The sequence below is a fragment of the Microbacterium karelineae genome (assembly GCF_009745985.1).
In the GTDB taxonomy this organism is placed as follows: Bacteria; Actinomycetota; Actinomycetes; order Actinomycetales; family Microbacteriaceae; genus Microbacterium; species Microbacterium karelineae.
Map to the genome: position 1 here is coordinate 21,242 of NZ_WFIX01000191.1, position 14,526 is coordinate 35,767.

The following is a 14,526-nucleotide window of genomic DNA, read 5'->3' on the forward strand; positions in this document are numbered from 1 at the left end:
GATTCGACCCTTTCGGCGAATCCGCGCGCGTCAGCCGAGCAGCGCGCTGCGCAGCGTGTCGAGCCCGACCCCGCCGAGATCGAGCGCGCGACGATGGAACGCCTTCATCGAGAACGCATCGCCCTCGCGCTCCGCGACCGCGTCGCGCAGATCCTCCCAGATTCGCTGACCGACCTTGTACGACGGCGCCTGTCCGGGCCAGCCGAGGTAGCGGTTCACCTCGAAGCGCACGAACGCATCGTCCATGTTGACGTTGCGACGCATGAACTCGAGCGCGTAGTCGGCGTCCCACTTCTGGTAGCTGTCCGGGCGTCGCTTGCCGAGGTGCACGCCGATGTCGAGGACGACGCGCGCGGCGCGCATGCGCTGCCCGTCGAGCATGCCGAGGCGGGCGGCCGGGTCGTCGAGGTAGCCCAGCTCCTCCATGAGCCGTTCGGCATACAGCGCCCAGCCCTCGGCGTGACCCGAGGAGCCCGCGAGCAGGCGCCGCCAGCTGTTGAGGTGCGCGCGGTTGTAGACGGCCTGGCCGATCTGCAGGTGATGGCCCGGCACACCCTCGTGATAGACCGTCGTCAGCTCGCGCCACGTGTCGAAGGCGCGGACACCGGCGGGAACCGACCACCACATGCGGCCGGGGCGCGAGAAGTCGTCGCTCGGCGCCGTGTAGTAGATCTCGCCCGAGCTCGTCGGTGCGATCATGCACTCGACGCGCCGCACCGGCTCTGGGATGTCGAAGTGCGTCTCGCCGAGCTCGGCGATCGCCGCGTCGGCCGTGGACTGCATCCATTCGCGCAGCGCGTCCGAGCCGACGAGTTTGCGCTCCATGTCGTGTTCGAGGAACGCCACCGCCTCGTCGACGCTGGCCCCCGGAACGATCTCCCGCGCGAGCGCCTCCTGCTCGGCGCGCACCTTCGCCAGCTCCTCGAGGCCCCACTGATAGGTCTCGTCGAGGTCGACCTCGGCGCCGAGGAACCGCTTCGAGTGCAGCGCATAGAGCTCTCGCCCCACGGCGTCGTCCTCCGTGGCCCGCGGCGCGAGCACACCGTCGAGGAAGCGCGCGAAGCGCCCGTACGCGCTGCGTGCGGCATCCGCGCCGTCGACGAGGTCGCGGCGCAGCGAGGCCGGCAGCTCGGCGCCGCCCGCCGAGGCGCCCGCGACGAGCTGATCGAAGAATCCATCAGGGAACGCGTAGCTGCGCGCCTGCTCGGCGACCTCGTGCACCTGCCGCATCGCGGGCACGACCTCCGCGTGGATCCCCTCGCGGAGCGTCGCCATGTAGCCGTCGATCGCGTCGGGCACGCCCGCGAGCCGCGTGGCCACCATCGCCCAGTCGTCGACGGTCTCGGTCGGCATGAGGTCATATGCCTGTCGGATGTCCTGCGACGGGCTCTCGAGCACGTTGATGTCGCGAAGGTGCCACTGCGCGTCGTGCAGCTCGAGGTCGAGCCGCAGCTCGCGGGCCAGATCCGCCTTCGTCACGCGGTCGACGTCGTCGACGGGATCCGCGGACTCGAGGCGGCCGAGCGTCGCACGCGCGGCATCCGCGAACGCCGCGTGTCCGTCCGGCCCATAGTCGCCGTAGCTGTCGTTCACCTCGGTTCGACCGATGTAGGTGCCCACCGTGGGAACGAGGCCGACGAGGGTGTCGACCCACTCCTCCGCGATGGTGTCGATCAGGGACTGGGTGCGTGTGTTCTGATCCATGAGTGGTTCCAGGGTATCGGCCCCGGCACTCGCGGCCGATTCGGGGCTCAGTGGGCGGCCTCGTTCCAATCGTCTCCGTGTCCCACCTGCACCGAGAGCGGCACGCGCAGCTCGGCCGCCTGCGCCATCTGGCGGCGCACGATCTCCTCGACCTGATCCCACTCGCCTGGGGCCACCTCGACGACGACCTCGTCGTGGATCTGCAGCAGCAGGCGCGACGTGAGCGGGCGCAGATCGGCGTGGATCCGGAACAGGGCGATCTTCATGATGTCGGCGGCGCTGCCCTGGATCGGCGCGTTGAGCGCGGCCCGTTCGGCGTTCTCGCGGAGCACCCGGTTGGGGCTCGTGAGATCGGGGAACGGGCGACGGCGGCCGAAGATCGTCTCGGTGTAGCCGTCTTCACGGGCCTTGTCGACCGACGCCCGAAGATAGTCGCGCACGGCGCCGAAGCGCTCGAAGTAGCCGAGCATGAGCTGCTTGGCCTCCTTCTGCTCGATGCCCAGCTGCTTCGCGAGCCCGAAAGCGCTCAGGCCGTACACGAGTCCATAGGACATCGCCTTGACCTTGCTGCGCATCTCGCCCGAGACGTCCTCCGGCGCGACGCCGAAGACCTGCGCGCCCACGAAGCGGTGGAGGTCCTCGCCGTCGTTGAACGCGGCGACCAGCCCCGGATCCTCCGACAGATGCGCCATGATGCGCATCTCGATCTGCGAGTAGTCGGCCGTGAGGAGGGTCTGCCACCCCTCGCCGACCTCGAAGGCCGCGCGGATGCGCCGCGACTCCTCCGTGCGCACCGGGATGTTCTGGAGGTTCGGGTCGGTGCTCGACAGGCGGCCAGTCTGGCTTCCTGTCTGCACGTACGTCGTGTGGACGCGCCCATCGGCGGCGATCGCCTGGTCGAGGCCGTCGATGATCTGCTTGAGCTTCGTCGCCTCGCGGTGCGCGAGCAGCTGCGCCAGGAACGGGTGCCCCGTCTTGACCTGCAGGTCGGCCAGGGCGCTCGCGTCGGTCGTGTATCCCGTCTTCGTCTTGCGGGTCTTCGGGAGCTCGAGCTCCTCGAAGAGCACCTGCTGCAGCTGCTTCGGCGATCCGAGGTTCACCTCGCGGCCCAGCTCGGCGTAGGCCTCGGCCGCGATCGCCGCGGCGCGCTCCCCCAGCTCCGTCGAGAATCCCGAGAGCTTCTCGTGGGAGACCGACACGCCCGCGAGCTCCATGTCGGCGAGCGCGAGCAGCGTCGGCATCTCGATGTCGTCGAGCACCGCGCGTTCGCGGTCGGGGAGCGAGGCTGTGACCGCCTCGACCGCGCGCAGCGCGTACCAGGCGAGCTGGCCGGGCGTCGCCCCCTCGGTCTCCGGGACCAGCTGATCCGGATCAGCCTCGGGCAGGCGCTCGCCGAGATAGCGGTCGACGAGGTGCGCCAGGGTCTTGTCGGGGAACGACGGGCGGGCGATCCATCCGGCGATCAGCGCGTCGCCTCGCAGCCCGCGCACCTCGACGCCCGCGCGGCCGAGGGCCTTCACCTGCGTCTTCGCGTCGCACATCATCTTGGGTGACTCGGACGCGAACCACGGCGCGATCGCGTCGCGCACGGCGTCCGACCATTCGACCTCGACGGCCGCGTCGGCCGTGGCGAGGCCGACGCGCGCGGGCAGGCCGCCGTCGAGGGCGACAGTGACGCCGACCGGCCGGGCGGGGTCGGTGAACCAGCCCGCCAGCGCAGCGGCGTCGAGCTGCACGACGGACGGCGCGACCGCCTGCGGCTCGGGCTCGACCTCCTCGGCGCCGCCCATCGCGTCGAGGACCCGCTTCAGCAGCGAGCGGAACTCGAGCTGGGAGAAGATGTCGCGCACGGCCGCGTCGTCGGCGGCGCCCACCTCGAGGTCGTCAAGAGCGACGGGCACGTCGATGTCGTCGAGGAGGCGGTTGAGGCGGCGATTGCGGCGCACGTCGTCCAGGTGATCGCGCAGGTTCTGGCCCACGACGCCCGTGATGCCGTCCGCCCCTTCGAGGATGGCGTCAAGCGAGCCGAACTGCGTGAGCCACTTGACGGCCGTCTTCTCGCCGACCTTGGGCACGCCCGGCAGATTGTCGGCCTTCTCGCCCACGAGCGCCGCGATGTCGGGGTACTGCTCGGGAGGCACGCCATAGCGCTCCTCGACGGCAGGCGGGTCGTATCGCTTGAGCTTCGACACGCCCTGCACCGACGGATACAGCAGCGTGACGCGCTCGTTCACGAGCTGGATGGCGTCGCGGTCGCCGGAGCAGACGAGCACGTCGTAGCCGCCCTCCGCGCCGCGTCGCGCCAGGGTCGCGAGGATGTCGTCCGCCTCGAAGCCGTCCTTCTCGAGCACGGTGATGTTCATCGCCTCGAGGCACTGCTTGAGCAGGGGGATCTGGCCGCTGAACTCCTTCGGCGTCTCCTGCCGCCCCTCCTTGTAATCGGGGTACTCCTCCTTGCGGAAGGTCTTGTCGGAGACATCGAAGGCGACTGCGACGTGCGTCGGCTTCTCGTTCTTCAGCAGGTTGATGAACATCGACAGGAAGCCGTGGATGCCGTTGGTGTGCTGGCCCTCCTTGTTCTGGAAGGTGTCGACCGGCAGCGCGAAGAAGGCGCGGAAGGCGAGCGAATGGCCGTCGACGATGAGCAGAGTAGGCTTCGTGGGGTCCGTCACCCCTCCAGGGTATGCGGGACCGCCGACATTCGAGAGACCGCCACCGCCAGGAGAGCTGCGATGACCGCGAACACGCCCGCGCCGACGACCGGGATCGACTGGCTGCGGGCGCGCGGCATCGGCGCCCTCGCCGAACGGATGGGCGTGGAGTTCACCGAGCTGTCGGCCGAGCGCTCGGTCGCGACGATGCCCGTCGAGGGGAACACGCAGCCGGTCGGTCTGCTGCACGGGGGCGCCTACGTCGTGCTGGGCGAGTCGCTCGGATCCATGTCGGCGAACTTCCACGCCGGCGAGGGGCGCCTCGCGGTCGGCGTCGACATCAACGCGACCCACACGGCATCCGCGACCTCCGGAATCGTGACCGGCACGTGCACGGCCATCCACCTGGGACGCACTCTCGCCGTGCACGAGATCGTCATCACGGATGAGCGCGGCCGTCGCTGCTCGACCGTGCGCATCACGAACCTCATCAAGGACCTCGCCGGCTGAACGGCGACGGCGGCGACCCCTCGAGAGGGGTCGCCGCCGTCGGGGCCGCTCAGTCCTTCTTCGGGGAGAGCTGCTCGATGATCGCCTTGGCGACATCCTGCATCGTGAGACGGCGGTCCATCGACGCCTTCTGGATCCAGCGGAACGCCTCGGGCTCGCTGAGGCCCATCTTCTCGTTGAGGAGGCCCTTCGCGCGGTCGACGAGCTTGCGCGTCTCGAATCGCTCGAACATGTCGGCGACCTCGGCCTCGAGCGTGATGATCTGCTCGTGGCGCGCCAGCGCGATCTCGATCGCGGGCAGGAGGTCGTTCGGCGTGAACGGCTTGACGACGTACGCGAGGGCTCCTGCCTCGGTCGCGCGCTCGACGAGCTCCTTCTGGCTGAACGCCGTCAGGAGCACGACCGGCGCGATGTGGTCGCGGCTCAGCTGCTCGGCCGCCGAGATGCCGTCCAGCTGGGGCATCTTCACGTCCATCACGACGAGGTCCGGCCGCAGCTCGGTCGCGAGCTGCACCGCCGTCTCGCCGTCGCCCGCCTCGCCGACGACCTCGTAGCCGTTGTCTCGGAGGATCTCGACGATGTCCATGCGGATGAGCGACTCATCCTCGGCCACCACTACTCGGCGCGGTGCGGACCCCGCGTTGTCGTTCTGCTCTTCGCTCACGTCGTCCATCCTATGGCCGGGGTCTCGATTCGTCGTCAGCGCGCATACAGCACGCGACCGTGCCGGTGGAGGGACTCGAACCCTCACGCCCTCGCGGGCAGCGCATTTTGAGTGCGCCGCGTCTGCCATTCCGCCACACCGGCCCGGGTGACGATCCTACGCGGATCGCCACCCTGATCGCCCCTACGCCTTGTATGCGGGGGCGGCGCCGTGGATGGCGTCGCCCACGCGGTGCACGCGCAGGTCGTTCGTCGATCCCGCGATCCCGGGAGGGGATCCGGAGATCACGATGACCTTGTCGCCGACGCGCGCGAGGTCGTTCGACAGCAGGTAGTCGTCCACCTGCAGGAACATGAGATCGGTGTGCTCGACGAGGTCGACGAGCGCCGAGCGGATGCCCCACGTCATCTGCATGCGACGGCGCGTCTCCTCCGCGACCGTGAACGCGATCATGGGGCGCGACGACCGCAGACGCGACATCCGCCGCGCGGAGTCGCCCGTCTGGGTGAAGATGCACAGGTACTTCGCGTCGACGAAGTCGGCGACCTCGACGGCCGCGAGCGTGATCGCTCCGCCCTGCGTGCGCGGCTTGCTCGTGAGCGTCTCGATGCGCTCGAGGCCGTGCTCCTCCGTCGACTCGACGATGCGGGCCATCGTCTGCACGGTGACGGTCGGATAGGCCCCGACGCTCGTCTCACCGGAGAGCATGACCGCGTCGGCGCCATCGAGGACCGCGTTCGCGACATCGCTCGTCTCGGCGCGCGTCGGAACGGGATTCTGGATCATCGACTCGAGCATCTGCGTGGCGACGATCACGGGCTTCGCGAGGCGACGCGCGATGCTGATCGCCTTCTTCTGCACGATCGGCACGGCCTCGAGCGGCAGCTCGACGCCGAGGTCGCCGCGGGCGACCATGATCCCGTCGAACGCCTCGACGATCTCCTCGAGCACGTCGACGGCCTGCGGCTTCTCGATCTTGGCGATGATCGGGACGCGGCGCCCCTCCTCCGCCATGATGACGTGGGCGCGCTGGACGTCCTTCGCGCTGCGGACGAACGAGAGCGCGATGATGTCGGCGCCCTTGTTGAGCGCCCAGCGCAGGTCGGCCTCGTCCTTCTCCGTCAGCGCGGGCACGTTGACCGCGACGCCGGGGAGGTTGATGCCCTTGTTGTTGCTGACCGGTCCGCCGACGATGACCTCGGTCGTGACGGTCGTGCCGTCGGTCTCGAGGACCTTGACCCGCACCTTGCCGTCGTCGATGAGGAGGAAGTCGCCCGGGGCGACGTCGTTCGCGAGGCCCTTGTAGGTCGTGCCGACGAGCTCCTTCGTCCCCTCGACCTCGTCGACGGTGATCTTGAACACGTCGCCGGGGGCGAGGTCGTGGGGGCCGTCGGAGAACTTCCCGAGGCGGATCTTCGGGCCCTGCAGGTCGGCGAGGACCGCGACGGGGCGGCCGGCCTCCTGCGCGGCGCCGCGCACGTTCTCGAAGTTGGTGTCGTGGACGGAGTAGTCGCCGTGGCTGAGGTTGAATCGCGCGACATCGAGTCCCGCGTCGATCAGCTCCCTGACGGTCTCCTTGGTCGAGGTCGCCGGCCCGAGGGTCGCGACGATCTTGGCTCGTCTCACAGAATTGCCTTCCGCACTGCTGGGCATGCCTGCCCGTGGCTATGGAGATGCGCTCATCGCTTCGCAGCGGCACCGCACGTGCCGACGAAGCGGGCACTGCCCGAACGCGCTTCTCACACTACGCGTCTTCGGGGGCCCGCCGCGACGCCGTGACGTCGCGGCGGGCGTGGTCACCTGTCGATCAGACGTGCATGCCGACGTCGGTCGGCCCCACGGGCGCGGGGAGGAAGGTCTCCCCCATCAGGTACTCGTCGACCTTCGATGCGGCGGCGCGCCCCTCGGCGATCGCCCACACGATGAGCGACTGGCCTCGGCCAGCATCTCCCGCCACGAACACGCCCGGATCGGACGTCTCGTAGCTGTCGTCGCGCTCGACCGCGCCGCGCGAGGTGAATCGCGTCGAGAGCTGAGATTCGAGGTGGTCGCGCTCGGGCCCGGTGAAGCCCATCGCGATCAGCACCAGGTCCGCGGGGATCTCGTGCTCCGTCCCGCTCTTGGGGACGCGGCGGCCGTCCGGGAGGTACTCGGTCTCGGCGACGCGCAGCGCGCGCACCTCGCCCGCCTCGTTGCCCAGGAACTCGACGGTCGAGGCGAGGAACCGGCGCTCGCCGCCCTCCTCGTGCGCCGAGGAGATCTCGAACACCGTGGGATCCGTCGGCCACGGCTGGTGATCGGGGCGCGCCTCGGCCGGCTGCTTGCCGATCGCGAGGTTCGTCACGCTGAGCGCGCCGTGGCGGTGCGCCGTGCCGATGCAGTCGGCGCCCGTGTCGCCGCCGCCGATGACGATGACGTGCTTGCCCTCGGCCGAGATCTGGTTCGGGACGTCGTCGCCGGCGCCGGCCCGGTTCTGCTCGACGAGATACTCCATCGCGAAGTGCACCCCCGCGAGGTCGCGGCCGGGGATCGGCAGATCGCGCGGAACGGTCGCACCCGTGGCGACGACGACGACGTCGTAGCGGCGCCGCAGCTCGTCCCACGCGATGTCCTCGCCGATCGTGACGCCGGCGCGGAAGCGCGTGCCCTCGTCGCGCATCTGGCGAAGGCGCATCTCGAGGTGCTTCTTCTCCATCTTGAAGTCGGGGATGCCGTAGCGCAGGAGTCCGCCGATGCGGTCGTCCCGCTCGTACACCGCGACCGTGTGGCCTGCGCGCGTGAGCTGCTGCGCCGCGGCGAGGCCCGCGGGGCCGGATCCGACGACCGCGACTGTCTTGCCGGTCAGGCGGGTCGGCGGCTTCGGCTCGACCCAGCCGTTCGCGACGGCCTCGTCGATGATCGATACCTCGACCTGCTTGATCGTCACCGCCGGCTGGTTGATCCCCAGCACGCACGCGCTCTCGCACGGCGCGGGGCAGAGCCGTCCGGTGAACTCGGGGAAGTTGTTCGTCGCGTGGAGGCGATCGATCGCCGCGCGGTCCTCGCCCTTCCAGGTGAGGTCGTTCCACTCGGGGATGAGGTTGCCGAGCGGGCACCCCTGGTGGCAGAACGGCACACCGCAGTCCATGCATCGACCGGCCTGGCGCGTGAGCACCGCCTTGTCGCCGGGCTCGTACACCTCTTTCCAGTCCATGATGCGCACGGGCACCGGGCGGCGTGCGGGAAGCTCCCGCTCGGTCACCTTCAGAAAGCCTTTGGGGTCAGCCACCGGTCACCTCCAGGATCCGGGTCCAGACGACGTCGCCGTCGGGGTCGAGCCCCTCATCGGCCGCGTCCTGGCGTGTCTTCTGTACGGCGGCGTAGTCGCGCGGGAGCACCCGCACGAAGTTCGCCGCCTCGGTCTCGAGATCGTCGAGCAGCCGGCGTGCCAGCTGCGATCCCGTCTCGGCGACGTGTCGCTCGAGCATGTCGCGCACGATCTCGACGTCGCCCGATCCGAGCGCGCCGAGCGTCAGCTCGCCCGAGGCGAGCGCCTGCGCGTTGACGCGCTCCGCGTCGAGGCGGTACACATACGCCGTGCCTCCGGACATGCCGGCGCCGAGGTTGCGTCCCGTCTCGCCGAGGATCACGGCGAGCCCGCCGGTCATGTACTCGAGTGCGTGATCGCCCACGCCCTCGACGACCGCCGTCGCGCCGGAGTTGCGCACGAGGAACCGCTCGCCGACGACGCCGCTGAGGAACAGGGATCCCTGCGTCGCGCCGTAGCCGATGACGTTGCCGGCGATGACGTTCTCCGACGCGTCGAACGCGGCGCCGCGCGGGGGCCGGACGACGATGTGCCCGCCGGAGAGGCCCTTGCCCACGTAGTCGTTCGCGTCGCCCTCGAGGCGCAGCGTGATGCCGCTCGGGACGAAGGCCCCGAACGACTGCCCGGACGAGCCGCGCAGGTTGACGGTGATCGATCCCTGCGGCATGCCGTGCTCGCCGTGCGCCTTCGTGACCTCGTGTCCGAGCATCGTGCCCACGGCCCGGGCGGTGTTCTTCACGGGCAGGTCGATCGCGATGTCGCCGCCCGAGGCGATGACGTCGCGCGCGCGCTCGATGAGCTGCACGTCGAAGTGCTCCGCGAGCTCGTGGTCCTGGTCGCGCACGTGCGTGCGCGGCTCGCCGTCGGCGAACGCCGGGCCGCGCAGCACGGGGGCGAGGTCGAGGCCGTCTGCCTTCCAGTGCTCCACCGCGCCGTTGATGTCGAGCGCGTCGACGTGGCCGATCGCCTCCTGGAGCGAGCGGAATCCGAGCTCGGCGAGGTACTCGCGCACCTCCTCGGCGATGAACTGCATGAAGTTCACGACGTGCTCCGCCTTGCCGGAGAACCGCGAGCGCAGGACCGGGTTCTGCGTGGCGACGCCGACCGGGCAGGTGTCGAGGTGGCACACGCGCATCATGATGCAGCCCTCGACGACGAGCGGCGCGGTCGCGAAGCCGAACTCCTCGGCGCCCAGCAGGGCGCCGATCACGACGTCGCGTCCCGTCTTCATCTGGCCGTCGACCTGCACGACGACGCGGTCGCGCATGCCGTTGAGCATGAGCGTCTGCTGCGTCTCCGCGAGACCGAGCTCCCACGGGGTGCCCGCGTGCTTGAGCGAGTTGAGGGGGCTCGCGCCCGTGCCGCCGTCGTGACCGGAGACGAGGATCACGTCGCTGAGCGCCTTCGCGACGCCCGCCGCGACCGCGCCGATGCCCGACTGGCTCACGAGCTTGGTGTGGATGCGCGCGGACGGGTTCGCCCGCTTCAGGTCGAAGATCAGCTGCTTGAGATCCTCGATCGAGTAGATGTCGTGGTGCGGGGGCGGCGAGATCAGCCCGACGCCCGGCGTCGAGTGGCGCGTGCGCGCGACCCAGGGGTACACCTTGCCCGGCGGGAGCTGTCCGCCCTCCCCCGGCTTCGCGCCCTGCGCGAGCTTGATCTGGATGTCGTCGGCGTGCGTGAGGTACATGCTCGTGACGCCGAAGCGCCCCGACGCGACCTGCTTGATCGAGCTGCGGCGCTCCGGGTCGAGCAGTCGGTCGACGTCCTCGCCGCCCTCGCCCGTGTTCGAGCGCGCGCCGAGGATGTTCATCGCCTTCGCAAGCGTCTCGTGCGCCTCGCGCGAGATCGACCCGTAGCTCATCGCGCCCGTCGAGAAGCGCTTCACGATGGACGAGACGGGCTCGACCTCGTCGATCGGAACGGGCTTCCTGACGCCCTTCCTGAACGCGAACAGCCCACGCAGGGTCTTCAGCTCGGCGGCCTGGTCGTCGACCATCTTCGTGTATTCGCGGAAGATGTCGTAGCGGCCCGTGCGCGTCGAGTGCTGCAGGCGGAAGACGGTCTCGGGGTTGAACAGGTGCGCCGAGCCGTCGCGGCGCCACTGGTACTCGCCGCCGGTCCAGAGCCGCTCGTGCGCGCGCGGCGAACGGTCCTCGGGGTACGCGAACGCGTGGCGCTCCGCGGTCTCGCGCGCGATCGCCGCGAGGCCGACGCCCTCGATCTTCGTCTCGGTGCCGGTGAAGTACTTCGCGACGAGCTCCGACGACAGGCCGACGGCCTCGAACACCTGGGCGCCTGAGTACGACGAGACCGTCGAGATGCCGATCTTCGACATGATCTTCAGCACGCCCTTGCCGAGCGCGTAGATGAGGTTGCGCACGGCCGTCTCGGCGTCGACGCCCGCGACGGATCCGCTGCGCACCAGGTGCTCGACGGTCTCCATCGCGAGGTACGGGTTCACGGCCGTCGCGCCGAAGCCCAGCAGCGTCGCCACGTGGTGCACCTCGCGCACATCGCCCGCCTCGACCACGAGGCCGACCTTCATGCGGGTCGAGCTCTGGATGAGGTGGTGGTGCACGGCCGAGACCGCCAGCAGCGACGGGATCGGCGCGAGGTCCTGGTTGGAGTCGCGGTCGCTGATGACGATGAACTCCGCGCCGTCCTCGATCGCGCGGTCGACCTCGGCGCACATGCGCTCGAGGCGCTTCTCCATGCCCTTCGCGCCCGCGGAGACGCGGTACAGGGCGGGGATCGTCACGGAGGTGCGGCCGGGCAGCGCCGAGTCGATGTGCTGGATCTTCGCGAGCTCGTCGTTGTCGATGACGGGGAAGTCGAGCACCACGCCGCGCGCGTGCGACGCCCCCCACGACAGCAGGTTGCCCTCGGGTCCGAGGTTCTGCGTGAGGCTCGTCACGACCTCCTCGCGGATCGAGTCGAGCGGCGGGTTCGTCACCTGGGCGAACTGCTGCACGAAGTAGTCGAACAGCAGGCGCGAGCGGCTGCTGAGCACGGCGATCGGCGTGTCCGATCCCATCGCACCCAGGGGCTCCGCGCCCGTGCGGCCCATGGGGCCGAGGAGGATCTTGAGCTCCTCCTCCGTGTAGCCGAAGGTGCGCTGGCGGCGCCGGATCGACGCGATGGGGTGCACGAGGTGCTCGCGCTCGGGCAGGTCCGCGAGGCGGACGGTGCCGCCGTCGAGCCATTCGCGCCACGGCTCCATCGCGGCCAGGTCGCCCTTGATCTCCGCGTCGGAGAGGATGCGCCCCTGCGCGGTGTCGACGACGAACATCGTGCCAGGCTGCAGCCGGCCGCGGCGCGCGATGCGCTCGGGCTCGAACTCGAGCACGCCCGTCTCGGATCCGATGACGACGAGGCCGTCGTTCGTGACGGTCCAGCGCCCGGGGCGGAGGCCGTTGCGGTCGAGCGTCGCGCAGACCTGCGTGCCGTCGGTTGCGAGCAGCGCGGCGGGGCCATCCCACGGCTCCATGAGCCCGGCGTGGTACTCGTAGAACGCCTTCAGCTCGGGGTCGAGGCCGGTCTTCTTCTCGTGGGCCTCCGGCACCATCATGAGCATCGCGTGCGGCAGCGAGCGGCCGCCGAGCGTGAGCAGCTCGAGGGTCTCGTCGAACGAGGCCGAGTCGGACTCGTGGTCGGAGCAGATCGGGAGGAGCGGCGCCATGTCGCCGAGCAGCTCGCTCGACAGCTGCGATTCGCGCGCGCGCATCCAGTTGCGGTTGCCGCCGACGGTGTTGATCTCACCGTTGTGCGCGAGCATGCGCAGCGGCTGCGCGAGCGGCCACGACGGGAAGGTGTTCGTGGAGTAGCGCGAGTGCACGACGGCGAGCTCGGTCGCGAAGCGCTCGTCCTGCAGGTCGAGGTAGAACGGCTCGAGCTGGAGCGTCGTCACCATGCCCTTGTAGCCGAGGGTGCGGCTCGAGAGCGACACGAAGTACGCGTCGAGCTCGTGCTGGGCGCGCTTGCGCAGGCGGTAGGCGCGCCGGTCCAGGGCGATCCCCTCGAGGGGCTCCTGGTGGCCGGCCTGCGCGCTCGCGACGAACAGCTGCTCGATCGCGGGCTGCGCCTCGCGGGCGAGGCGCCCGAGGTTGTCGGGAGCCGTCGGCACCTCGCGCCAGCCGAGGACGTAGAGGTTCTCGGACGAGGCGATCTGCTCGATCTCGCGCTTCTGCGCGGCCCGCGCGTCGTCGACTGTCGGCAGGAACGCCATGCCGGCCGCGTACTGACCCACGGGAGGCAGGTCGAAGGAGACGGCCTCGCGCAGGAATGCGTCGGGCATCTGCGTGAGGATCCCCGCGCCGTCGCCCGTGCCCGCGTCGGATCCGATGGCTCCGCGGTGCTCGAGATTGCGCAGCGCCTCGAGCGCGAGGGCGACGATGTCGTGGCCGGCCTCGCCCCTCAGCGTCGCGACCATGGCCAGGCCGCATGCGTCCTTCTCGAAGCGAGGGTCGTACATGCCCTGCCGCGGAGGGAGGGTGCCGGGGGCACCGTGATGTGGCTGGAACTGCATAGACGTAGTCCTTCAGTCGGGGGGATCGATGACCGTGCGGGCGTCGTCGGCCCTGGCTGAGCCGTCCACCGCGCGAGAAGTCCTCGTGCCCTTTCCGAAAGGACAGCGTAAGGAGCTAGTTCATCACGACGTTGCTTGTGGCGACGGCTGAGCGTCGACTTCCTCCTCAGCAGCCGGGTCGCTGACATCGACGAAGTCGCTCTCGGACGAGTGTAGCGCCTTCTCGCCGCCGCGCTGACGACCCGGGCGGTAGACCGACGGCTCGGTGCCGTGGTGGCGGCGCAGCACGACGAGCAGGACGAGGCCGAGGACGACCGCGCCGATCGCCGCCCACACATTGGTGCGCAGGCCGAAGAAGACCTGGCTGGGATCGATGCGGATCGACTCCCACACGATGCGTCCCGCGCCGTACCAGATGAGGTAGACCGAGAAGAGGCGGCCCCACTGCATGGAGACGCGGCGCCCGAGCCACAGCAGCACCACGACCCCGAGCACGTTCCAGATCACCTCGTACAGGAACGTCGGGTGGAACAGGGTCCCCTCGGGAAGGCCCGCGGGGATGGCGGCGTTGTCGGCGTCGATCTCGAGCCCCCACGGCAGGTCCGTCGGGAGGCCGAACAGCTCCTGGTTGAACCAGTTCCCGAAGCGGCCGATCGCCTGAGCCAGGAGCAGACCCGGCGCGAGGGCGTCGGCGAACGACGAGAATCGGACGCCGGTCCAGCGGCCGCCGATCAGAACGCCGAGCGCCCCGCCGAGCAGGGCGCCGAAGATCGCGATCCCGCCGTCCCAGATGTTCCAGACTGCGTTCTCGACCATCGGGTTCCACCACTCGCGCCCCGCCGCGAAGTAGAAGTCCCAGTGCGTCACGACATGGAACGCCCGCGCGCCGATGAGCGCGAGGACGACGGCGGGAAGACCGATGTCGATGACGACCCACGGCTCGCCGCCGCGCTTCGTGAGCCGGCGGTTCGTGAGGATCGTCGCGATGACGATGCCCGCGAGGATGCACAGCGCATAGAAGTGGATCGTGAACGGCCCGAAGGTGAACGACCCGATCGTCCACTCGTTGCCGAAGGTGAACGACGAGATCGGCGGGCTGGGGATGCTCGCGGGGAGCGCAGGCGAAGACAGCATGATGGGGAGAGTCTAGATCCTTGTCTGA

Annotated in this window: 8 protein-coding genes and 1 tRNA gene; 1 reads left to right on the forward strand and 8 read right to left on the reverse strand. The window is 69.8% G+C overall.

Annotated elements, in window-relative coordinates:
• Window positions 1–30 precede the first annotated feature (30 nt).
• The gene (locus GB932_RS16575; protein WP_156761822.1) at window positions 31–1,704 is read right to left on the reverse strand and encodes a DUF885 domain-containing protein; all 1,674 of its coding nucleotides are present in this window, start codon (window positions 1,702–1,704) and stop codon (window positions 31–33) included.
• Between the two features lie 47 nt (window positions 1,705–1,751).
• Window positions 1,752–4,376, reverse strand: coding sequence for a DNA polymerase I (gene polA / locus GB932_RS16580; protein ID WP_156761823.1), 2,625 nt, complete (start codon window positions 4,374–4,376; stop codon window positions 1,752–1,754).
• Between the two features lie 60 nt (window positions 4,377–4,436).
• On the opposite strand from polA, the gene GB932_RS16585 reads away from it, so the two are divergent.
• A complete protein-coding gene (locus GB932_RS16585; protein ID WP_156761824.1) occupies window positions 4,437–4,865 on the forward strand; it encodes a hotdog fold thioesterase in 429 nt (142 codons plus the stop codon).
• 49 nt (window positions 4,866–4,914) lie between these two features.
• On the opposite strand, the gene GB932_RS16590 is transcribed toward GB932_RS16585, so the two are convergent.
• The 6 genes from GB932_RS16590 to lgt form a co-directional block, all read right to left on the reverse strand.
• Window positions 4,915–5,538 carry an ANTAR domain-containing response regulator gene (locus tag GB932_RS16590; protein WP_156761825.1) on the reverse strand — a complete coding sequence of 208 codons (624 nt, stop codon included), beginning with the start codon at window positions 5,536–5,538 and terminating at the stop codon, window positions 4,915–4,917.
• Window positions 5,539–5,589: 51 nt separating this feature from the next.
• Window positions 5,590–5,672 (reverse strand) — tRNA-Leu (locus GB932_RS16595).
• Window positions 5,673–5,712: 40 nt separating this feature from the next.
• The gene (gene pyk, locus GB932_RS16600; RefSeq protein WP_156761826.1) at window positions 5,713–7,155 is read right to left on the reverse strand and encodes a pyruvate kinase; all 1,443 of its coding nucleotides are present in this window, start codon (window positions 7,153–7,155) and stop codon (window positions 5,713–5,715) included.
• Between the two features lie 181 nt (window positions 7,156–7,336).
• The gene (locus GB932_RS16605) at window positions 7,337–8,797 is read right to left on the reverse strand and encodes a glutamate synthase subunit beta (protein WP_156761827.1); all 1,461 of its coding nucleotides are present in this window, start codon (window positions 8,795–8,797) and stop codon (window positions 7,337–7,339) included.
• On the reverse strand, window positions 8,790–13,364 hold the full coding sequence (gene gltB, locus GB932_RS16610; RefSeq protein WP_156761828.1) for a glutamate synthase large subunit: 4,575 nt from the start codon (window positions 13,362–13,364) through the stop codon (window positions 8,790–8,792). Before gltB ends, GB932_RS16605 begins: the two co-directional genes overlap by 8 nt.
• Window positions 13,365–13,487: 123 nt before the next feature.
• Window positions 13,488–14,498 (reverse strand): prolipoprotein diacylglyceryl transferase, encoded by a 1,011-nt coding sequence (gene lgt / locus GB932_RS16615; protein ID WP_156761829.1) that lies wholly within the window; start codon window positions 14,496–14,498, stop codon window positions 13,488–13,490.
• Between the last annotated feature and the right edge of the window lie 28 nt (window positions 14,499–14,526).